This window comes from Flavobacterium sp. 9AF (assembly GCF_902506265.1).
GTDB lineage: Bacteria > Bacteroidota > Bacteroidia > Flavobacteriales > Flavobacteriaceae > Flavobacterium.
In genome coordinates this window covers 2,792,187-2,815,873 of the sequence record NZ_LR733556.1, presented here as the reverse complement: position 1 = coordinate 2,815,873, position 23,687 = coordinate 2,792,187, and the positions used below count along the sequence as shown (strand labels likewise).

The window sequence follows — 23,687 nt, the reverse complement described above, 5'->3', positions numbered from 1 at the left end:
CGACTAGATATCTTTAGATAAAAATGAACAGAATTAAAGAAGTACTTGAAGAAAAAGGGATTAAACAAACTTGGTTAGCTGAACAATTAGGTAAAAGCTACAATATGGTAAATGGTTATGTACAAAACAGACAACAACCAAGGCTTGAAGTACTGTATGAAATTGCAAATATTCTAAATATTGATGTAAAAGAACTTTTAAAAACTAATGAAGAAATTTACAAATGCAAGTAGTTATCGATATATTAGAAAATGAGTTAATCGAGAAATATCCCTATATTCTTGAAATATTACTTCGTGACCAAACAACTCAAAAAAATATTTTTTGGGCAACGGATAACTATGACCATTTAGGAGATTCGTACAAATTTGCTTCTGAAATATTACCTGAGTTAATCACGGGAGAAAAAGGCAATGTAATAATGCCAAGGGTTCACAAAGATAAAATCTTGCAATTATCACGCTCCAAAGAAATGGCAGAGGTTTTCACTCCTTCTTGGATATGTAACGCACAAAATAATTTGGTTGACAATTCTTGGTTTGGAAAAGAGGGCGTGTTCAATAAAGAAATCCTGAAAAAGAATGGCACTAAATCTTGGGAGACAACAAAAGAAAAAATAGTTTTTCCTAAAGGCAAAACTTGGCAAGACTATGTTCGTGATACACGATTAGAAATTTCTTGCGGAGAAGCACCTTATCTTGTTAGCAGATACGACACGACAACAGGGGAGTTTATACAAATTGAAAACAGAATTGGAATTTTAGACAGAAAGTTAAGAGTTGTAAATGAGAATTTGGACTCAATTCCTGAATGGTTAAAAGCGGTTGAAACTGCATATAAAGGCACTTATGGCTTTGAGTGGCAAGGAGATAGTTTACTATTGGCTCGTGAAGCATTGCTAATTACATTCATTGAAAACTTTACACACAAATTTAAAACTGAACCGCCACTTGATTACATACAAAATATTGCAACAATCATTTCTTGGAATATTTGGCAAATGGACGGTCTGAAAGGAGTTATTCCGAATAGTTGCAAAGATTATACTATTAAAATAGCTGATTTTTTTGAAACCAAAACAGAAATAAAGAAATGCAAAGGTTGTGAAAATCAAAATATAAAGTCGCACAATGGCATATATTGCAACATTATGGATTGGGATATAGAAAAACCGATAAAATTTATATCTCTTTTAGGAAAGTAAAATATGCTAGAAACGAATAATATAAATGTAGATATACTTGATGAATTAATCATTGGAAGAGTAGAACCTCAAATCTATGCTTTTACAACTGAAACAATTCCAAACTATTTGAAAGTTGGCGATACCTATCGACCAATTGAAACCCGCTTGAATGAATGGCGAAAACACTTTCCTAACCTTGAAAAGAAATTTGGAGATGTTGCAAAAGTTAATGACGAAACTTTTTTTAGAGATTATGCCGTTCATTTTTTTCTTGAAAACGAATTAAAAAGAAATCGATTAAAGCCTAACACTTTAAAAGGAATTCCATATTACTCCAATGAGTTTTTTGAAAACGCAACTGAATCAGATTTGCAAGATGCCATAGAAGATATCAAAAGAGGGCATCAAAACAGCGAATCAAAATATCAATATTATCGTTTTGATGAAAGCCTTTTACCCATAAAGACTACTTTCAAAAGAACTGAAAATTATCCGTTACGTCCCAATCAACAAAAAACAGTAGACAATTTCCGAGAAGCCATAAAAAATGGAAGAAAAAATTTGCTGATGTATGCAGTAATGCGTTTTGGTAAATCATTTACCTCCATGTGTTGCGCTGTTGAAATGAATGCTAAATTAGTCGTAGTAGCTTCTGCAAAAGCAGATGTAAGAAATGAATGGAAAGAAACAGTTGAAAGCCATATTAAATTTGATGGCTATTGTTTTTTAGAAAGTAATGATTTGCTTAGAAATGAATTAATTATTGCCGAAAAACAAAAAGCAAACGAAAAAATCGTTTTGTTTCTAACCTTACAAGACTTGCAAGGCGATAAAATAAAAGCAAAACATAAAGAAGTCTTCGAAAATCAAATTGACTTATTACTCATTGATGAAACACATTTTGGTGCAAGAGCCACAGAATATGGTAAAGTTTTAAACGAAAAAAAATCAGATACAGAAAAGTTAAGTGCTGCTCAGCAAAAAAATGAAGAAAAGCTCAATGAGATTTCAATAGATAAAATAGATGAGATTGAAAAAGCTTTAAACGCAAAAATCCGCATTCATCTTTCGGGAACTCCGTACCGCATTTTAATGAATAGTGAGTTTACCGATGAAGATATTATTGCCTTCTATCAATTTACTGATATTGCAGAAGACCAAACACAATGGGATTTAGAAAATCTAAACAAAGACGAAATCAAAGAATGGGATAATCCTTATTATGGATTCCCGCAAATGATTCGTTTTGCATTTGATCCCAATGAATCTTCCCGAAAAAAAATGGAAGAATTGAAAAAAAATGGCATAACCTATGCTTTTTCAGAACTTTTTAGACCGCAATCCATAACCAAAGACACCGATACAAATCTTCATCAAAAGTTTATTCACGAAAATGAAATTCTAGACTTACTAAAAGTCATTGACGGTTCAGAGACGGATGAAAATGTATTGAGTTTCCTCGATTACGAAAAAATTAAAGAAGGTAAAATGTGCCGTCATTTGGTTTGTGTTTTGCCGTACAGAGCATCTTGTGACGCATTGGAGGAACTAATCAAAAACAACCAATTTAAACATCTTAGCAATTACGAAATCATTAATATCTCTGGAGTTGATAATGAAAAAAGCTTCAAAGACACACAATCAGTTCAAGCCAAAATAAAAAAATGTGAAAGTGAGAATATAAAAACAATCACTTTGACAGTAAACAGAATGCTTACTGGTAGCACTGTTCCCGAATGGGACACGATGCTCTATCTGAAAGACACAGCTTCTCCTCAGGAATACGACCAAGCCATTTTTCGTTTACAAAATCAATACATCAAGGTTTTCAAAGAGCCAAGCGGTGATGTGGTTAAGTTCAATATGAAACCACAAACCTTATTGGTTGACTTTAACCCGAATAGAATGTTTGTAATGCAAGAGGAAAAAGCTCAGATTTACAACATGAATACAGATACAGACGGAAATCCTAAATTAATCGAACGGCTTAAAAAAGAATTAGAAGTTTCTCCTATTATTCAACTTAATAAAGACAAACTTGTTCAAGTAATTCCTGCGGATATTTTAAATGCGGTTAGAGAATACTCAAGCAATCGAAGCGTTTTAGACGAAGCTAAGGCAATACCTTTAGATATGTCTCTTTTAAAAATTGATTCGATAAGACACGAAATTGAAAGACAAAATGAAATAGAATCTAATAAAGGTTTGAAAATAGAACCTGTTAAGAATCCGAATGGCGGAGATGGTGTAGAAATAGAATTACCAACAGGAACGCAAAAACCAGAGGGCGGTGAAAAGCCTACTGAGGATGAGAAAAAACAAACTGAGAAAGACAATTATGAAGCCATTATCAGGAAAAAATTTGCTAGTTATTATTCTAGAATATTGTTTTTTGCATTTTGTACTGAAGCACAAATAATTTCATTACAAGAAATCATTAATTTGATTGAAAAAGATAAAGAAAGTCAACGCATTGCTAATAATTTAGGTCTCAATATTGAGATATTAAAATTATTAAGAAGCAATATAAACCATTATGTGTTGAGTAATTTAGAATATAAATTACAAAACATTAATGATCTAGCAAATGATGAAAATTTAGAGCCTAAGGAAAGAGCAGGCAGAGCAATGAAAAGATTTACTCGCTTATCTGAATCCGAAATTGTTACCCCAGAATTTGTTACCGACAAAATCATAAACGGTTTGCCAGCAAAAGCTATTGACAAGAATACAATGCTTTTAGATATTGCTTCCAAACAAGGCGAGTTTGTGTATGCCGTGTATAAAAAATTTGGCAAAGTTGTCGCCAACAATTTCTATTCCATACCCACCTCAAAGATTGCGTATGAGTTTACTAGAAAACTGTACAAACTACTAGAATTAGATGTAAATCGAATTGAAGCCAACTACACATCCTATGACTTAATCAGTGAAAAAAAATTCATTGAAAATGAAACCATTAAAATAAACAACAAGAATATGAAGTTCAATGTAATTGTAGGCAATCCGCCTTATCAAGATACAAGAGAAAAAACAAGTGATGCTCCAATATATCATTTGTTTATGAATATAGCATTTGACTTGGCTGAAAAAGTTTCCGTTATAACACCAGCTCGTTTTTTATTTAATGCTGGTAAAACACCAAACGAATGGAATAAAAGAATGTTATCAGACAAACACTTTAAAGTCTTATGGTACAATAATAAAAGTTCTGATGTTTTTAACGGTGTTGATTTAAAAGGTGGTGTTGCCATTACCTATAGAGATAAGAGTAAAAATTTTGGTAAAATAGGTGAGTTTGTAGCTCAAGAAAACTCTAAAACTATATTAGAAAAAGTTAAATCTATAAATTCTGAATCATTGAGTGAATGGGTTTATTCTCCTGAAAGCTATAGACTAAGTAAACAACTACATACTAAAAAGCCAAGCATTGAATCTAAACTTAGTAAAGGTCACCTTTATGATTTAACAACTAATATTTTTACAAAACTTCCTGATATTTTTCTTGAAAATAAACCGAATGACAATTTTGAATATATACAAATTTTAGGAAGAGAAAACAACAAGAGAGTTTTAAAATGGATAAAACGTGAGTATATCGAATTTCACCATAACTTAGACTATTTTAAAGTTTTTCTTCCGAAGTCTAATGGAACTGGAGAGTTTGGAGAAAAGCTATCAACTCCAATTATTGGAAAACCTAAAAGTGGACATAATCAAACTTTTATAAGTATTGGAGCATTAAAAACAAATGAAGAAGCTGATAATTTATTAAAATACATCTCAACAAAATTTTTGCGAATGTTATTGGGAACTTTAAAGGTTACTCAGGATAATAAAAAGGATGTTTGGAAGAACATTCCAATACAAGATTTTACACCTAATTCAAACATAGACTGGTCTAAATCAATTTCTGAGATTGACAAACAGCTTTATAAAAAATACAAATTATCTCCAGAAGAAGTTGATTTTATTGAAGAAAAAATTAAACCAATGGATTAATGATGAAAGCAATAAAATACGAAAAAGATGCGGTTTTAATTCAAGATGGTAAAATCAATGCATGGGTTGATTTATGGGTTGAGAATGGAGATACCATTTGTGACTGGAATAAAAATGATTTAATTATGACAGACCCAAATGATGTTGCTTTGAAAAAATGGCAAGATAATCTTGAACATTTTGAAAACGCAACAACAATTGCAATTGAAACTTTGGAAAAGGCAGGAATTATTTATCAAGATGAGAACGGCAAATGGCATCAAACAGAAAAATACTACTCTATTAAAGGTCAATTGTCATAAAATAAATCAAGCCAAGATGCCACTTCAAAAACATTTTGATTTGTTCCCGTTCAAAACTTCACTTCGAAATCTGACACTAACTAAAATAAATTGACACTTGGCATCGACAAACTATTGTACGTTAAATATAAACTGACACAAGACGAAATAAAAATTTTACAAGAAAAAATATAAACAATTATAAATAATTGTTTTACAAAATACGTATCTTATTGATAATTAGTCAAATTGAAAAATAATTTTTGATTAAATACAATCTATATTTTGTTTTCAATCCACATTTAAGTAATTATTATTTACAATTTAAGTTTATTAATTTGTTAATAAAATCTTAAAATTTTTAATTTAATAATTTCATTTCGCAAAAAAATATTTTAAATTTGTGTATATAATTTCATAACTCATAACACAATTCCCATTTTATTCGGAAAACTCCTCCCTTAAAATCAAGCAAATAGGCAAAAAGCTTTAGGGAATTGTGTTTTTTTATTCAAATTCTAAGAATTATATTTAAATTTAACCCTTTACCTTTAAATATAAAATTGGAATGCTACACTATAATCAAGCTCTAAAAGAGATTGGAAAGACTTTTTCTAAAGATGAAATTAATTTTTTAGAAATTAAAGAAGCTATTGACGAATTTAAAAAAATAGTTACAGAAATATCAAATCTAGATTTAGAGGATGAATTACACAAACAATGTATCTATTTAACAAATGGTAAAGCGCTTGGAACAACTTGGGCAGCTATGTGCTTAGACGATATAATACGAACAAAAATGTTTATTAAAGGTATCTTTAAAGCCATTAAAAAATTACAAAAACAAAACAAACCAATTCATATAGTTTATGCAGGAACAGGACCATATGCTACCTTGCTTTTACCTGCTTTAGCCACTTTTAGTCCAGAAGAAATTAAGGTTACATTAATAGAAATTAATACAGAAAGCTTTAACTATATGAAAAAAATCATTGAAAAGTTAGGCTTTGAAAAACATGTAATTTCATTTGAAAATGAAGATGCTACCACAATTAAGATTAAAAATCCTGGAAACGTGGATATGATTGTAAGTGAAACTTTACAATGTGGTCTCATCAAAGAACAGCAAATTCCAATAACTATTAATTTATTAAAACAAGTACCCAAAAAGACTGTATTAATTCCTGAAATGCTAGCCTTAGATGTTTGTTTATTGAATTTTGAAAAATTTAAAAGTAATTCACTAATTACTAATGAAAATACCTATGGTCATTTTTTAGGTCGTCTTATAGAAATTAATAATACTGCAAATGAAAAGTATAATTTACAATCTGATGCAAAAGAATCACAAATCTTGGAAAACAAACAATTTCAAATTCCTCAAGAAAAAAAACAAGATTTTGATGCAGTTGCCTTAATTACTCGAATTACCGTTTTTGAAAATGAAAAAATCAATTTGAACGAAAGTGGTTTAACACTTCCTATTTTATTAAATAAACACAAAGATTTATCACAATTAAATACTTTTACTTTGTCATATAAAATTGATAAAGTTCCAGGATTTACAATTGAATGGCACTAATTCGATTAGATTAATTATAAAATACTTAAACAATTATCTGTTTCCAAGTGTTAAAAATAGAGGCTTTTTAGAAATTGCCACTTTACTTATTTATATTATTAATTATACCCTTTGAAAATAAATACAAAAATTAAGATACATTATGAACATAAAATCCTTAATCCTATTATTAATTGTCATTTTTAATAATATTCATGCAACCAACGTTCAAACTGACTCTTTAATTTCTGTTTTAGAAAATGAAATACAACTAAGTAAAAAATATGTTGCAAGTAAAGAAAATAAAATCAAAAATTTAATTTCACTTTTAGAAGATGAAAAAGCCAATTTAAATAATCAATATTTTATAATTTCTAAAATTATTGATGAATACCAATATTATAGTTTTGATAAAGCTTTAAACTATACGGAAAAGAACCTCAACATTGCATTAAAACTGAAAGATCAATTTAAAATTTTAGAATCCAAACTTAAACTAGGAAGACTTTTAGTCGATTCAGGAAGATATAAAGAGTCATTGGATATTTTAAAAGGAATAGAGTCTAAAAAATTAAATGCAAAATTACTTCGAGAATATTATTTTATTCATAAAGAAGCTTATTCAGGATTAAGTTTTTATACCATGGTTAAAAATCGAAAAACGGATTACAATACTTTGTATTATAAATATGAAGATTCACTTTCAAAAAAATTAAAAAAATCATCTTTTGAAATACTTTCCTTATTAGAGAAAAAATACCGAGACAATAGAGAAACGGAACAAGCTTTAGACATAAATTCAAAAAGACTGAGAAAATGTAAGATGGGAACAAGAGAATTTTCATTAGTAACTTTTGAAAGATCCTTATTATACCATCTTTATAACGATACGAATAATCAAAAAAAATATTTATGCTTATCCGCTATTTCTGATATTCGTTCTAATGTAAAAGATAACGCATCTCTAACGGAATTAGCTATGATTTTATATTCAGAAAGTGATATTGAAAGAGCACATAAATTCATCACTTTTTCAATGGATGATGCCAAATTTTATAATTCACATTTACGGTTTGTGAATATTTCAACTATTCTTCCTGCTATCACAATGGCTTATGAAAATAGAATAAATGACCAAAAATCAGCACTTAAAAATTTTATCATTCTTATTAGTGCCTTGGGAATCATTTTATTAATAGTGGTATTTTATATTTTCAAACAGAATAAAAAACTTTCATTAGCTAAAAATAATCTGAATGAAGTAAACGAAAAATTAAAAAACTTAAATAAAGAATTAAACTTCAGCAATAATGATTTAAGTAAAATAACCCAATTATTAGCTGAATCTAATGATATTAAAGAACATTATATTGCTACATTTTTAAATTTATATTCCGAATACATTGACAAACTAGATATTTACCGAAAATTGGTAACCAAATATATTATTACAAATAAAACGAATGAACTTTTAGATTTAACTAAATCGAAACAAGTCATTGATAATGAGTTAAAGATTTTTTACAAAAATTTTGATGAATCCTTTCTTCACATATATCCCAATTTTATTCAACAATTTAATGATCTCTTAAAAGAAAATGAAAAGATTGCAGTAAAAAACAGTGAAGAGCTTTTAAATACAGAATTAAGAATTTATGCTTTAATAAGATTAGGTATCACAAATAGCGCGAAAATTTCAAAAATATTAAGATACTCAGTAAATACAATCTATAATTATAGAGTTAAAATTAAGAATAGCGCAATTAATCGTTCTGAATTTGAAAACTTAGTAAAAAAAATAGAATAAAATTTCATTTTTACCAATTAATAAAACAAAAAAACGTTTATTTTTTTACTTTTTTTTCTACTTATCACTACTTTTTTTTGAAATATAAAAAATTTTAAAATACTGATATTCATTATTTTATATTATAAAAATTAAAATAAAAATCTACTTTTTTACTACTCTTAAAAAAAGAGTAAGTGACAATTATATACTTTTGGATTAACAATAATTTAACAAAGAACTACAACGTTAGAGTAGGTTAAATTTTAAAACAGTAATTAAAAAATTATTAACCCATATTATATAATTGTATGATTTTACACTGCAAAAAAAAGACAGAATTATTTCTTCTGTTTCTTCTGCTATCATTATTAACTTCTTTTGCTCAAGAAAAAAAGATTAAAGGAAAAGTAGTAGATGGCAATGGTTTACCCGTTCCTGGTGCGTCAATAGTCGTAAAGAACACTTCTATTGGAACTAATTCAGACTTTGATGGTCTATTTGAATTGCAAATAAATGATGATCCTAATATTATTTTATTAGTTTCTTACATTGGTATGAAAGCACAAGAAGTCATAGTAGGTAATCAAACTAATATAAATGTAGTTTTATTAGAAAATATTGAAGACTTAAAAGAAATAGTAGTAATTGGTTATGGAACTCAAAAAAAGGGAGATTTAACGGGAGCTGTTGCAACTATCGATAGTCAAAAATTGCAATCGAGATCAGTAGGCCAAATAGGTAGTTTAATACAAGGTCAAATAACGGGCGTACAAGTACTAAGTAGTGGTGGCAAACCTTCTCAAGGTTTAAGCATTAGAGTAAGAGGTACATCATCTATATCCTCAGGTAGCGAACCATTATATGTAATTGATGGTGTACCTACTTCAGATACACGTTCTTTAAATCCAAGTGATATAGAAAGTATTACTGTATTAAAAGATGCTTCATCTGCTGCTATATATGGTGCACAAGGTGCTAATGGTGTTGTTTTAATTACTACCAAAAGAGGGACCTCTGCAAAGCCCACTGTTACTTTTGATACTTATGCGGGTATTTCTCAGGTTTGGAAAACACAGAAAGTATTAAATGGAGAACAATATCGCGATTTAATGACCGAATTAGGCTATAATACCAATTGGTCTCAATACAATCATAACACAGATTGGCAAGATAAAATCTTTCAAAACGGCTATACTCAAAACTATCAATTAGCTGTATCTGGCAAAAACAATGGTACAAACTATTATGTTTCTGGAGGATTTATCGACCAACAAGGTGCTGTAAGAAGTGCTGAAATGACTCGTTACAATTTTAAAATTAATCTTGACCAAGAGATTAATAATTGGCTATCTGTCGGTACTCGATTGGCTTATACCAAGTATTCGGATGTCGATATAAACGACAATAACAATGTAAATGTGGGTGGTGTATTACTTGGTGCATTAACCACTCCTGCAGTTATTGACACATATAATTCCGACGGAAGTTTCACCAGCAATCCATTTCAAAATTGGGAAAATCCATTAGCCAGTACAGATGGTTTAGATAGAAAATATAAAAACACAAGAATATTAGGAAACTTATACTTACAAGCAAAAATTTTAAAAGATTTTACTTACAAAAGTAATTTTGGTATCGATAATGGAAATGGGATGTACAATGCCTTTTTAGACCCTTTTAGAACGGGTTATGGAAGAGCTATTAAAGGACGTGCTATTAGAACTACTAATGAAAATTTCTTTTACATATTTGATAATACGTTAAACTACAAAAAAATAGTAGATAAGCATAATATTGAAGGCTTGGTAGGTGGTGTCATTCAAAAAAACACATATGACAATTCTAATCTAGAGGTCCGAAATTTTGCTAGCGCAAGTATTACAACTCCTAATGGAGGTTCTGAAATTATTAGTGCTACTGCAACAAAATCAGAAAAATCAAATGTCTCTTTTATTAGTAGATTAAATTATGCTTATGATGATAAATATTTACTAACAGCAAATTTCAGAGCAGATGCTTCAAGTGTTTTTGGTCCAAATAATAGATGGGGTTACTTCCCTTCTTTTTCAGCTGGATGGAAAGTATCCAATGAAAACTTCTTAAAAGAAAGCAATCTTATAAATAATCTCAAATTAAGATTTGGATGGGGAATTGTAGGTAATGATCAAATTGGAAACTATGCTTATTATGGTCGAATCGGAAATGGATCAAATTACCCTATCGGAGGTACTACTCAACCAGGAAGTTATCCAGCTACTTTAGAAAACTTATCTTTAAAATGGGAGGAAACAACGCAAACTAACCTTGGAGTTGATTTAGAAATTTTAAAAGGAAAGATTAAATTAACTGCAGATGCTTATGTAAAAAAAACCAAAGACTTACTTTATAATGCTCCTCTACCTACATCTTCTGGATTTGATCGTGCCTTACAAAATATTGGTGAGGTGGAAAATAAAGGCTTTGAACTAGGTATCAATACAATTAATATGGATTCCGATTTTAAATGGTCGAGTGGTTTAAACATTTCATTTAATAGAAATGAAGTTATTAATTTAATTGGTGAAGATATTTTATTAGGTTCTATTGCAGGTAGAGGAAATGCTGTTCTATTGAAAGAAGGATTACCATTAGGTACTTTATATGGCTATATTTTCGGAGGTGTAGATCCTGCAACGGGTAATGCTTACTACATCGATAAAAATGGAAATTCTACTTTTACTCCTTCAGATGATGACAGAGTGGTAATAGGTGATGCTAATCCAGACTTCATTTATGCCATTAACAATAGTTTTTCATACAAAGGTTTTGGCTTGCAAGTATTGTTAGAAGGAACCTATGGAAACGATATGTTGAATGCTACACGAATTGAAACGGAAGGAATGATTGATCCAAAAAATCAAAGTATAGAAGTGTTACATAGATGGAAACAACCTGGTGATATAACTGATATTCCAAGAGCAAGTTTTGGAAATACAGATAACTCAAGAATTTCAACTCGATTTATTGAAGATGGTTCCTATTTAAGATTTAAAGCCGTAACCTTCAGTTATAGTTTCAACCAAAAAATTGTTGAAAAGTTAAAACTATCCAACTTCAAATTATATGTAACTGGTGAAAACCTAATTACACTTACTAATTATAGTGGATACGATCCTGAAGTAAATGCTTATGGAGGAGCTAATGTAGAAAGAGGAATCGATTTTGGTACTTATCCACAAAGTAGAACAGTTTTATTTGGAATGAATGTTTCTTTTTAAAAAATTTAGTATGAAAAAATTTAATATAACAATCTTATTATTTACAATTATCACTATAAGCTCTTGTGATGATTTTTTAGATCTAAAACCTATTTCTGAAGAGACTAGTGGCAATGGCTATGAAACAGGTTCACAAATTGAAGCCGCATTAGTGGGGGCATATGAATCGTTTCAATCTGCAGAATATTATGTTTGGGATAATATCCTTTTTTCAGATGTAAGAGCAGACAATGCTTATGCTGGTGGAGACAATCCTGAAATATTTAGTATAGATAAATTAGAAGTAACTCCAACCAATTCAAGATTATTTAGAAACTGGTCAAATATTTACAATGCCATTGCTAAAGCAAACTTAGTAATTGACAACGTAGATGAAATCAATGACCCTTTATTAAATGATGTAAGAAAACAACAAATAAAAGGAGAAGCTTATTTTTTAAGAGCATATCATTATTTTACATTAGTCAAATTATGGGGAGGTGTTCCCTTAATTACTAATTATAGTACATCAGCTGAGCCATCTGAAGTAAATGTCCCAAGAGCATCAACCGAAGAAGTGTATGCTAAAATCATTGAAGATTTACAAATTGCCGCTGATTTATTACCAGACACTTACGGTTCGGATGCAAATATTAATAAAGCAAGAGCTACTTCAGGTGCTGCAAATGGATTATTAGCTAAAGTATATGCTCAAAAACCAAACCCAGATTACCAAAAAGTATTAAATCATATTCAACTAGTAGAGGGTAGTGCAGCAAATTATACCTTAATTAATTATGCGAATTTATTTGATGGAAATAATTACAACAATGCTGAATCTATTATTGAAGTACAATATTTAGGTGGAAATGAAGGAAACTATGGCCCTCAACTGTTACTACCACCTTCTTTAACAGGTGATAGTTGGAGAAAGTTTGTAACACCCTCTCATAATTTGATTGATGCTTTTGATGAACAAGCTGATAATGTAAGAAAAAATGCAAGTATAAAATTCGAATCGGTGCAATGGGTTGATGAGTATTGGGGAAATGCAATAGGAAGTAGTATTCCATTTAGTTACAAGTGGAAAATTGCTGGTGGGTTTGCCAGTTCCAACCGTCAGTATTTGTTACGATTAGGTGATATTATCTTATTAAAAGCAGAAGCATTGAATGAATTAGATCAATTAGAACCTGCAGCTACAGAAGTTAACAGAATAAGAACAAGGGTAAATCTACCTGATTTAACAGCAAGTCAAAAAAGTTCAAAAACGGTTTTAAGAGAAACTATTTTGAAAGAGAGAAGATTAGAATTATTTCAAGAAGGACATCGTTGGGACGATTTAGTACGATACAATCAAATTGTTTTAACCATGAATAACCTTATTGAAATTGATTTAAGAAATGGTAATCCGGTTAATTACAACATGACTCAAGCTAAGATTTTACTTCCCATTCCACAACAAGAAAGAGATAGAAATCCGGCTTTAACTCAAAATCCACTATAAAACTGCTATTATGAAAAATTATTATAAAATATTTTCCTTTATTATTATTTCGAGTTGGTTCTTTTTTAGTTGTGAAAAAGACAATCTTGATCCATTAGGAAATTGGAGTTTAACACCTCCTTCTTTAATCATACCTACAGACGATATTGCGATAGAATTGGACGAAGAAACACCTAATGAAACAGTAACTTTTAATTGGTCACCCGCTTATTCTTCTGCCAATTTTGCAATAACCTATAGTGTTGTAATTGACACTTTAGGTTCTACTTCTTTTGAAACGCCTATTTTAGAAATAACATCGGGAAACTCAGGCAAAGATTTGTCGCTAGCAATATCACACAGAACATTAGACGAATATTTATCATATAGTGGATATCCGATTGATAATTTAGCGGGTTTAAGTTGGAGTGTTAAGGCAAAATGTTTAGAACGAGTAGCTTACGCTCCAAGCAATTCTATTTCTTTAAAAAGATTTTCTACAGAAATTATTCCAATTAAATTATATGTTTCAGGAACTGCAACAGAAAACAACAATGATTTAAGTAATGCTATTTCCTTAAAAAGATTAAACAATGCTTCTGGTTTACCCTCAAATGTACATGAAGTATATACTCGATTAACAGCAGGTAATACCTTTAAATTTTATAGTGAAAAACAATTACCTTGTCATCAATATGGTACAAATTCTAATAGTGAATTAGTAAAATCCGGGCTTCCAATAACAGTTACCGAATCGGGAGAATATAGAATTAGTGTCGATTTGGATAACGCAACCTATAGTTTATTAAAAATAGAAAAATGGAGCGTTGTTGGAAGTCCAATTAATAACGGTTGGGGTGGTGATGAACCTTTAACCTATCAAGGTGGAGGTATTTGGAAAGCTTCAATACAATTAGTGAATACAGGTGGATTTGTATTTCGTGCCAATGAAAATTGGAGTTATCTTTTAAAAAGAGTTGTTGGAACTACTAATCGAGTTATAATGGAATCTCAAGCTACATCACAAGGTGTTAGTTATGAGGACATTCCTTCAAATAATTTAGGTCATTATTTTATTACACTAAATTTATCAGCAACTGGATACACTTATAGTATGGAAATAGATAACACAGCTCCAGATCCAATTGCTACACCAAACCAATTATTTTTATTTGCAAACGGAACGATGATTGAGCAATTCAATAAATCGGGAGACACCTTTAGTTTAAACAAATTTATTCCTTTACAAGCCTCGGTAAATTACTCATTAAACTCTGAATCAAATGGTTCGGGAACTAGTTATGCTATTAATGGAGTACTTGGTGATTCTAGCACTCCAGATGCGGATAAAGTAATTGGAAATAATACTATCACAGAAAGTACCAATGCCATAACAGTTACTAATGATCGTGCTTTACGATTAACCATTGATTTTAGTCAGTCTAAAGTTAATTGGGAATATTACAACTTCAAGTTATTTCATTGGCAAACATGGGAGAATAGAGATGAATTTGTAATGACATACCAACACCCAAACACCTACACTATTACAACTGCTTTAAATGCTAACTATGATATGAAATTCATCAGTCCATGGGATTTTGATATGGGGTCAACAACTCCAACCAACCTAACTGGAACTATTACTAATGGTGGTGGTTCAAATATTAACAACATCACATCAGCTGCCAATTATTTGGTTACCATAAACTTAAATGATGATTACCAGTCTGGAACATACACTTTTGTACAACAATAATTCAAAAATATACTTATGCTTAATAGAATTGCTTTAAAAACATTCAAATTTATAATGATTCCTTTAATTGTTCTTTCCGAGAACAGTTGCGATGACAAAAATTATCCTTATTATCCACCACCTACAGTAGAAAATGTAAATGCAAAATTTTACTTAACTACACCTAGTAAATCAAGTCTAATGGCTTTACAAAGTAGTGGTATACAACCTTTAACACAAAATAATAATTTTACTATTACGGTTTCTGAAAACACTACGTATCAAACTATGGATGGTTTTGGCTATTCCTTAACTGGTGGAAGTGCCCAATTAATTAATACTATGTCTCCATCTGCTAAAAACAACTTATTAGAAGAACTCTTTGGTACTGGAGAAAATAGTATAGGTGTTAGTTATTTGAGAATTAGTATAGGGGCTTCCGATTTGGATGCTTCAGTATTCTCTTACAACGATTTACCAAGCGGACAAACAGATGTAAATTTAGATCAGTTTTCTATTGCTCCCGATTTGGCCAATTTGATTCCTGTTTTAACTCAAATTAAAGCAATTAACCCCAATATTAAAATCTTAGGTTCTCCATGGTCTGCTCCTACTTGGATGAAAACCAATCAAGCTACAGTAGGCGGTGAATTGCAAACCAATTACTATGCTACCTATGCGAACTATTTTGTGAAATATATTCAGGCAATGCAAGCGAATGGCATTACAATTGATGCTATAACGATTCAAAACGAACCCGAAAATCCATACAACAATCCTAGTATGGTAATGACCGCTCCGCAACAAGCTGATTTTATCAAAAACCACCTTGGTCCTGCCTTTGCTTCAAACAATATTTCCACAAAAATTATCCTTTTTGACCACAATCTAGACCATCCTAATTATCCTATTTCAATTTTAGATGATGCAGTAGCCAAAAATTTTGTTGACGGTTCAGCCTTTCATTTGTATGCTGGCCAAATTGATAATATGACACAGGTTCACAATGCGCATCCAGATAAAAATGTATATTTTACAGAACAATGGATTCAAGCACCAGGTAATTTTGCAGGAGATATTAAATGGCATTTTAGAGAATTAATGATTGGTGCACCACGCAATTGGAGTAAAACAGTATTGCAATGGAATTTAGCGGCTGATCCTACCAATAATCCGCATACACCGGGCGGTTGTACAGAATGTCTTGGTGCTATTACTATTGATGGAAATAATTACCAAAGAAATCCTGCGTATTATATTATTGCACACAGTTCTAAATTTGTACCTTCTGGTTCTGTAAGAATTCAATCCAACTACTCTATTGAATTACCTAATGTAGCTTACAAAACGCCTGATAATAAAATTGTAGTTGTCGTTTTAAATAATACAGACACTCAAAAATCTTTTAATATAAATGTTTCAACTGAACCTGTAACTACAGTTCTACCTGCTGGAGCGGTTGCTACTTATGTTTGGTAAAATGAAAATAAAAATGAAAAAAACATCCTTATTTATATTTGCCCTATTTAATTTAATTACAAATTCTTGCCAGCAATCTAATTCATCTATTACTGAAAAAGCACCTGTAATTGAAAAACAAGAAGTAACGATAACGACTATAGAAAAAGCTCAAATTTATACCACGGCTGAAAATACAACCTCGCGATTAAGTTTGTCAGATACAAAAAGCTTTGGGACAACACAACAACCTAAAGAAATTGAAACTTTTATTACGGTAAATGATGCGCTAGAATTCCAAACTTTTTTAGGAATTGGTGGTGCTATTACGGATGCTTCCGCTGAAGTATTTGCCAAACTAAGTGAAGACAAACAACAAGAATTTTTAAATGCCTATTATAGTGAAAACGGGAACAATTACAATATTATTCGTACCAATATGAATAGTTGCGATTTTAGTTCAAACAGTTATACTTATATTGAAGGTAATGATGAGAAATTATCAACTTTCTCAATAGATGTAGACCAACTTTTTAAAATTCCATTAATCAAAAAAGCACAAAAATTAATTGGTAACGATTTGGTTTTTTATTTCAGTCCTTGGAGTCCACCCGCATTTATGAAAAGTAACCAAAACATGCTTCAAGGCGGGCAATTATTACCCAAATATTACGCTTCTTGGGCAACTTATTACACTAAATTTATTAAAGCCTATGAGCAAGAAGGCATTCCTGTTTGGGGACTTACCATTCAAAATGAACCCATGGCTACACAAAAATGGGAATCTTGTATTTATACTGCTGAAGAAGAAAGAGATTTCTTAAAGAATCATTTAGGACCTACTATGGTAAAAGCAGGTTTTCAAGATAAGAAAATTATTGTTTGGGATCATAATCGAGATTTAATGGTACATCGTGCAAACACAATCTTTGACGATAAAGAAGCCTCTAAATATGCTTGGGGAATGGGTTTTCATTGGTATGAAACTTGGACCGGAGCTGAACCAAAATTTGACAATGTGAAAACTGTACATGAATCTTATCCAACAAAAAATCTATTATTTACAGAAGGTTGCAAAGAAATATTTAACGCAACTGAATATCAAAAATGGAGTCATGGAGAAAAGTATGGTAAAGCTATGATTAACGATTTTAATAATGGAACTGTAGGTTGGACTGATTGGAATATACTATTAGATGAACATGGTGGTCCCAATCATGTAGGCAATTTTTGCTTTGCGCCTATTCATGCAGATTTAAGTAAAAACGAATTAATTTATACTCCATCCTACTATTATATTGGTCACTTTTCGAAATTTATTCAACCCAATGCCAAAAGAATAAGTACAGCAACTAGCAGAAGTTCTTTAGAAAGTACTTCTTTTAAAAATCCAAATGGACAAATTGTAACCGTAGTAATGAATTCAACCAATGCACCAATTACGTATAAATTAATCCTACAAAATAAAGAAATCACTGTAGAAATTCCTGCCCATGCGATTCAATCAATAGTAAGCCAATAAAATACCATTTAATTAAAGTAGAATAATGTATTATATCCAGAAATCTATTATTTAATACTGTAAGACATATACTAGTCAATTGTCGCTTTTTTTAATAGATAAAAACAAAAATTAATTCAAAACAAACACATGAAAACATTAAAAAACAGAAAGGCAATTTGGCTTAGTATACTCTTATGGTGTACAGCCATACATTATGGACAACGTTTAACTGTTTCGGCAACAGGAAGTAAAATTTTAAAAGAGGGAAATCCGATTACACTCAGAGGAGTTAATTTTGGTAATTGGCTTTTATGGGAAGGATACATGATGAATTTAGACCAAAACGGTATAAAATCCCATTCTCAGATACGAGCTGGGTTGAAAGATTTATTAGGAAATGATGAGACAAAAATTCAAAATTTTGAAACCAATTGGAGGAACAATTATATTACCAATGCTGATTTTGCTAGAGTAAAAGAATTAGGCTATAACGTTATCCGAATTCCATACCATTATAATATGTTTTGGAATAGCAATTCTAATACGATTAAAAATGATGGTTTTATTTGGCTAGACAAAGCCGTTAATTGGGCAAGTGCCAATAATATTTATGTAATTTTATGTATGCATGCAGCGCCTGGATACCAAAATCCTGACCATCATTCCGACAATCCTGGAACTAATGTCGCTTTCTGGGGAAATAATTGGGCCAATGTAGAAATAGCTAAAAAAGTTTGGAAGCATATTGCCAATCATTATAAAAACTATGCAGGAAACGAATGGATTGCAGGTTACGATTTACTAAACGAACCTAAATTAGACATTCAATCGGAAAAATATAAACTGAAACTAGCTTACAAAGAAATGACTGCTCAAATACGCTCGGAAGACAGCAATCACTTAATCTTTGCTGAAGGAAACTATTATTCTAGTGACTTTTATGACATGCAAGAACGTTGGGACAATAATTTAGTTTTTTCAAATCATTATTATGGCTCTCAAGGGGAAAGCGATCCCAATCCAAGTTTAACAACCATAAAAAATTTGGCAAACAATTTAAACATTCCTTTATGGACAGGAGAATTTGGGGAAAATACAGCTACATGGGTAAAAGCAGCTCGAATCGATTATGATACACAAAATGTAGGTTGGGCTTTTTGGGCATGGAAGAGACAAAATACAGACCGTTCTATTTATTCTTTTAATAGTACCTCTGGATGGGACACTATAACCAATTATCTTAAATATGGAGGAACAAAACCTTCTGCCAGTAACACAGAATCTTGGTTAAATGGCTTGGTTAACAATATAAAATTGACTAACACTACTTATAGAAATGCCTTACAAGATTTACTAATTCCTTCAAAACCATTAAATCAAACCGTTTGGTTACGCAACAACAATCAATATGTATGTTCCAATAATGGTGTGGGTCCCATTACTGCAAATAGAAATACGGCAGATTTATGGGAAAAATTCACAATTGTAAATGCTGGCGATGGTAAAATAGCGCTTAGAGGCAATAATGGAAAATATGTTAATTCTCAAAATGGTGCTACTCCTATGACATGTTCAAGCAATGCCATTGCGGGTTGGGAAGCTTTTGAATGGATTGAAATCAACGGACAAATAGCTTTAAAAGGATTCAATGGTAAATTTGTAAGTTCGGAAGGTGGTTCTGGCTCAGGGATGAATTGCAATCGAGAAACAGTTTCTGGTTGGGAAGCCTTTGATTGGTCAACCACTTCCACATCAAGAATGACAGAAACAAATAGCAGTATAAAACAAGATAATAACATTCTTTCTGAAATTATACTTTATCCAAATCCTGCTAATGAAAGTCTATTTTTTCAATACAATAAAAACATTGGTAACCCAATAATAACTATTTTTAATTTATTTGGACAAGAAATTCTTTCCTCTGAAGGAAGCACAAAAGAATCTATCAATATAAGTCATCTCCCCTCTGGAAATTATCTTTTTAGAATAGCCAATTCAACAAATACTTTTCAAAAAACGATTCCTTTTATAAAAAGTTAACTTTCTATCTAAATTCTAAAGAAGCTGTCAAAAAAGTCTTGTTTCTGTCATACCAGATTCATTTAACTTTGTTGAATCTCCGAATTTCGGAATCTAAAAATAATTAATCATAACCGACTTAAAGAAATTGAAATAAGTTCTCAAGTTGACAAGATTATACTTTTTTGACAGCTTCTTTCTCATTATATCAAATTTAATTAATTTACATCTTAACCTATTTTTTTAATAATAACCTAAAGAGAAAATCTAAACTATTTGTAAAAAACACAAAAAAATGTAACTTTATCTTGTTACAATTTTATAAAAACCTACGCCTAAATAATCGTAGCATTGTAAAAATAAAAAGATGAAAAACATTTTTATACTCACACTTAGTTTTTATATTACTTTTTTAGGATTCTCTCAAAAGAAATCAAGTTCAGATTCCTTAACATTATATTTCCAAAAGGCAGATTCAACGTATAACATTTTAAATTATAAAATATCTCTAGAATACGCGCAACAAGCCTTAAAAGTAGCAAAACAAAAAAATGATTCCTATGTTATTAATGAAGCAAAAATTAAAATTGCAAGCGCTTATCAAAAATTAAGATTACAGGATTATGCTTTAAAAATCTTAAATGAAATCACTTTACAAAAAAATCCTTCTAAAAAAGAAATAATACAATTTGCTACCATTTTAAATGCTAAAGGGAATGCGTATTACTCTAATTACGAAGATGATTTAGCTATCAGTCATTACTTAAAGGCTGATTCTATCAGTGAGGCTTACAATTATAAAAATGATTCACAAATTAAGGCTTTACAGAATATTGGTCTAATGTTTCTTAGAGGTTATAAAACAAAGAATAAATCGGGTTATGGAAGAGCTAAAGATTATTTTAAAAGAGCTTATGATATAGCCAAAGCCACTAACTCTTTTACAGAAATGCATTTCTCAGGTTTGTATTACGGTTCAACGTTTGTGGAAACTGAAAATCCTGAACCTCAAATAGCGCTTACGTATTACAATAATGCTAAAAAGTATTTTGAAGCAAATAATCTGATTAAAGAATTAAATGATACCTATTGGGCTTTTGCTTCTTTATACCGTAGATTAGGTCAGAATGATAAAGCAGAAACCTATTATTTAGAAAATATTGAAAAAAACAAGTTATATCCTAACCTTATCAATCTAGGAAAAGCATATTGGGCATATGCCAGTTTTTTAAATGCTATACAAAGTAATGAAAAAGCTATAACTGCTTACCAAAATGCAATCTCAACTCTAAAACAAGAAAAAAACACCGATTTAGGAGTGCTATCCGATTGTTTATACCATATAGCCAATCTTTATCATTCAAAAGATCAAAATGCTTTAGCTTTTGAAAAAATGAATGAATATATTATTTATAAAGATAGTGTTGATAGTAAAAAAAACAGTATTAGTTTTAACGAACTTGAAATCAAATATCAAACTGAAAAAAAAGAACAAGAAATTGCTTTGCTCACTTCTAAACATCAAGTAGCTCAAAAACAAAAATATATCTATATAACTATTTCCTTATTATTATTAGCAACAGGATTATTTCTGTTTTTTGGTTATAAAAATAAAATCAGAACTGCTCAAAAACTGAAAGAAATAAACACTTTAAAATCTCAATTTTTTGCCAATATTTCTCATGAGTTTAGAACACCACTTACCTTAATTAATAGTCCACTACAACTTTTAAAAAAGCAAGCATCTGATACACAAGAAAAACAATTAAAACTTATTGAAAATAATTCAAATAGAATGTTAGAACTTGTAGATCAGTTACTAGAACTTTCCAAAATAGACAGTGGCCAATTGCAATTGATAGTAAAAGAAGGAAATCTGAATGATTTCCTACATAGTATTTCAGAACCTTTTCAATATTTAGCGCAAGAAGCAAATAAAGAACTAGAACTTCACTTTGATATTCCAAAAGAAAATTATCCATTTGATAAAGACGTTTTAGAAAAAATCACAACTAACCTACTTCATAACGCCATCAAATACAGTGATGAAGCGACACCTATCAAAGGAGAGTTTTTAGTTGAAAATCAAACTCTTAAAGTAAGCATCCGTAATTCTAATGCAACACTCACAAAAACTGATTTACAAAGGCTTTTCGATCGTTTTTATCAAAAAAACACCCATCAAAAGGGTGCAGGTATTGGATTAGCTTTAGTAAAAGAATTGATTGGTTTATATGAAGGAACGATTCATACAAATTTAGAAAATGATCTATTAACTATTGCTTTCGAAATTCCATTACATATGCATCTTAAAAATGCGATTATTAGCCATTCCAATGAGAATGAATTTGTAAGTAACTTGCTAATTTCTCAAGAACAAAATAATGAAATAAGTGATGAACTTCCTGTACTTCTAATAGCTGATGATAATGCTTCTATACGAAGTGTTCTTAAAGATATTTTCAAAGATGAATTTAAAATTTATGAAGCTGAGAATGGAAAAGAAGCATTAAAAATTGCTGAAAAAGAAATTCCAGATTGCATTGTTTCTGATGTTATGATGCCAAAAGTAGATGGATTAGAATTTACCAAACAAATAAAATCTAATGAACTTACCTCTTTTATTCCTGTCATTTTACTAACTGCCAAAACAACTTCAGAAGTGCATTTAGAAGCAATAAAAAATGAAGCTGATGCCTTTCTTACCAAACCTTTTCAACATGAAATTGTAAAACAAACCGTCCTACAACAAATTATTGAAAGAAAAAAACTACAAAAAAGATACAGTCAGGAACTTATTCTTAAACCTACAGAAGTATTGATCAATTCTGTTGATGAAAAATTCATTTCAAAATTAGAAGAAGTCATACATAGTGAAATAACAAATCAAGAATTTAATACAGAAGCCTTTGCAGAAAAAATGCATATTAGTAGAATGCAGTTACATCGAAAACTAAAATCCCTTTTCGGAGTTTCTACTACAGAATTTATAAGAAATGAACGCTTAAAGATTGCTCTTGAATTATTAAAAAATGAAAAATTAACCGTTTCAGAAATTGCCTATTCTGTTGGTTTTAACGATGTCTATTATTTCTCCAAATGCTTTAAAGATTTGTATCAAAAAGCCCCTTCAGAATATTATAAAAAATAAAAACATCTTTTAAAGTCTCGCAAAGCCTCATTATAGAGGCTTTTTTTATTTGTTACAATGTTACAAAAGCTTGTTACAATTTCACAAAGTCTCTCTTTCATTCCTTTATAATTTTGGGATATCAATAATCATAAAATGCCCAATAAAAAAAAATATAATTATGAAGGTGAATTAAAAAAAATACCCTCACAAAAAATTTTAATAAATATAAATCACCTAGAAAAAGGCGAATATGAATTAAATATTATTCACAAAAATAAAGTCTTAAAAAAAACA

General features: G+C 30.2%; 13 protein-coding genes. All 13 read left to right on the top strand.

The window, feature by feature from the left end; translation table 11 throughout:
* Positions 1 to 23: 23 nt before the first annotated feature.
* The 13 genes from HALO113_RS12835 to HALO113_RS12775 all read left to right on the top strand — a co-directional run bounded on the left by HALO113_RS12835 (position 24) and on the right by HALO113_RS12775 (position 23,411).
* Positions 24 to 233, top strand: coding sequence for a helix-turn-helix domain-containing protein (locus HALO113_RS12835; RefSeq protein WP_159779398.1), 210 nt, complete (start codon positions 24 to 26; stop codon positions 231 to 233).
* Complete coding sequence (locus tag HALO113_RS12830) at positions 224 to 1,204, top strand: restriction endonuclease subunit M (protein WP_159779397.1); 981 nt, start codon at positions 224 to 226, stop codon at positions 1,202 to 1,204. The genes HALO113_RS12835 and HALO113_RS12830 overlap by 10 nt, the downstream gene beginning before the upstream one ends.
* Before the next feature lie 3 nt (positions 1,205 to 1,207).
* The gene (locus HALO113_RS12825; RefSeq protein ID WP_159779396.1) at positions 1,208 to 5,188 is read left to right on the top strand and encodes an Eco57I restriction-modification methylase domain-containing protein; all 3,981 of its coding nucleotides are present in this window, start codon (positions 1,208 to 1,210) and stop codon (positions 5,186 to 5,188) included.
* Positions 5,188 to 5,490 (top strand): hypothetical protein, encoded by a 303-nt coding sequence (locus HALO113_RS12820; RefSeq protein WP_159779395.1) that lies wholly within the window; start codon positions 5,188 to 5,190, stop codon positions 5,488 to 5,490. Before HALO113_RS12825 ends, HALO113_RS12820 begins: the two co-directional genes overlap by 1 nt.
* 547 nt (positions 5,491 to 6,037) lie before the next feature.
* Positions 6,038 to 7,051 (top strand): class I SAM-dependent methyltransferase, encoded by a 1,014-nt coding sequence (locus HALO113_RS12815; RefSeq protein ID WP_159779394.1) that lies wholly within the window; start codon positions 6,038 to 6,040, stop codon positions 7,049 to 7,051.
* Between the two features lie 142 nt (positions 7,052 to 7,193).
* A complete protein-coding gene (locus tag HALO113_RS12810) occupies positions 7,194 to 8,837 on the top strand; it encodes a DUF6377 domain-containing protein (protein WP_159779393.1) in 1,644 nt (547 codons plus the stop codon).
* A 290-nt stretch (positions 8,838 to 9,127) separates the two neighbouring features.
* Positions 9,128 to 12,076: a TonB-dependent receptor gene (locus tag HALO113_RS12805; RefSeq protein WP_159779392.1), complete on the top strand. Its 2,949-nt coding sequence runs from the start codon at positions 9,128 to 9,130 to the stop codon at positions 12,074 to 12,076.
* A gap of 10 nt (positions 12,077 to 12,086) precedes the next feature.
* Positions 12,087 to 13,562 (top strand): RagB/SusD family nutrient uptake outer membrane protein, encoded by a 1,476-nt coding sequence (locus HALO113_RS12800; RefSeq protein ID WP_159779391.1) that lies wholly within the window; start codon positions 12,087 to 12,089, stop codon positions 13,560 to 13,562.
* Between the two features lie 10 nt (positions 13,563 to 13,572).
* On the top strand, positions 13,573 to 15,300 hold the full coding sequence (locus HALO113_RS12795; RefSeq protein ID WP_159779390.1) for a SusE domain-containing protein: 1,728 nt from the start codon (positions 13,573 to 13,575) through the stop codon (positions 15,298 to 15,300).
* 15 nt (positions 15,301 to 15,315) lie between these two features.
* The gene (locus HALO113_RS12790; protein WP_159779389.1) at positions 15,316 to 16,758 is read left to right on the top strand and encodes a glycoside hydrolase family 30 beta sandwich domain-containing protein; all 1,443 of its coding nucleotides are present in this window, start codon (positions 15,316 to 15,318) and stop codon (positions 16,756 to 16,758) included.
* A 13-nt stretch (positions 16,759 to 16,771) separates the two neighbouring features.
* Positions 16,772 to 18,259 (top strand): glycoside hydrolase family 30 beta sandwich domain-containing protein, encoded by a 1,488-nt coding sequence (locus tag HALO113_RS12785; RefSeq protein ID WP_159779388.1) that lies wholly within the window; start codon positions 16,772 to 16,774, stop codon positions 18,257 to 18,259.
* A 129-nt stretch (positions 18,260 to 18,388) separates the two neighbouring features.
* Complete coding sequence (locus HALO113_RS12780) at positions 18,389 to 20,281, top strand: cellulase family glycosylhydrolase (RefSeq protein WP_159779387.1); 1,893 nt, start codon at positions 18,389 to 18,391, stop codon at positions 20,279 to 20,281.
* A 346-nt stretch (positions 20,282 to 20,627) separates the two neighbouring features.
* Complete coding sequence (locus HALO113_RS12775) at positions 20,628 to 23,411, top strand: response regulator (protein WP_159779386.1); 2,784 nt, start codon at positions 20,628 to 20,630, stop codon at positions 23,409 to 23,411.
* Positions 23,412 to 23,687 lie beyond the last annotated feature (276 nt).

Bases quoted from the DNA above. Each gene is read 5' to 3' on its own strand.
- HALO113_RS12835 (WP_159779398.1), top strand. From the start codon at position 24: ATGAACAGAATTAAAGAAGTACTTGAAGAAAAAGGGATTAAACAAACT.
- HALO113_RS12830 (WP_159779397.1), top strand. From the start codon at position 224: ATGCAAGTAGTTATCGATATATTAGAAAATGAGTTAATCGAGAAATAT.
- HALO113_RS12825 (WP_159779396.1), top strand. From the start codon at position 1,208: ATGCTAGAAACGAATAATATAAATGTAGATATACTTGATGAATTAATC.
- HALO113_RS12820 (WP_159779395.1), top strand. From the start codon at position 5,188: ATGATGAAAGCAATAAAATACGAAAAAGATGCGGTTTTAATTCAAGAT.
- HALO113_RS12815 (WP_159779394.1), top strand. From the start codon at position 6,038: ATGCTACACTATAATCAAGCTCTAAAAGAGATTGGAAAGACTTTTTCT.
- HALO113_RS12810 (WP_159779393.1), top strand. From the start codon at position 7,194: ATGAACATAAAATCCTTAATCCTATTATTAATTGTCATTTTTAATAAT.
- HALO113_RS12805 (WP_159779392.1), top strand. From the start codon at position 9,128: ATGATTTTACACTGCAAAAAAAAGACAGAATTATTTCTTCTGTTTCTT.
- HALO113_RS12800 (WP_159779391.1), top strand. From the start codon at position 12,087: ATGAAAAAATTTAATATAACAATCTTATTATTTACAATTATCACTATA.
- HALO113_RS12795 (WP_159779390.1), top strand. From the start codon at position 13,573: ATGAAAAATTATTATAAAATATTTTCCTTTATTATTATTTCGAGTTGG.
- HALO113_RS12790 (WP_159779389.1), top strand. From the start codon at position 15,316: ATGCTTAATAGAATTGCTTTAAAAACATTCAAATTTATAATGATTCCT.
- HALO113_RS12785 (WP_159779388.1), top strand. From the start codon at position 16,772: ATGAAAAAAACATCCTTATTTATATTTGCCCTATTTAATTTAATTACA.
- HALO113_RS12780 (WP_159779387.1), top strand. From the start codon at position 18,389: ATGAAAACATTAAAAAACAGAAAGGCAATTTGGCTTAGTATACTCTTA.
- HALO113_RS12775 (WP_159779386.1), top strand. From the start codon at position 20,628: ATGAAAAACATTTTTATACTCACACTTAGTTTTTATATTACTTTTTTA.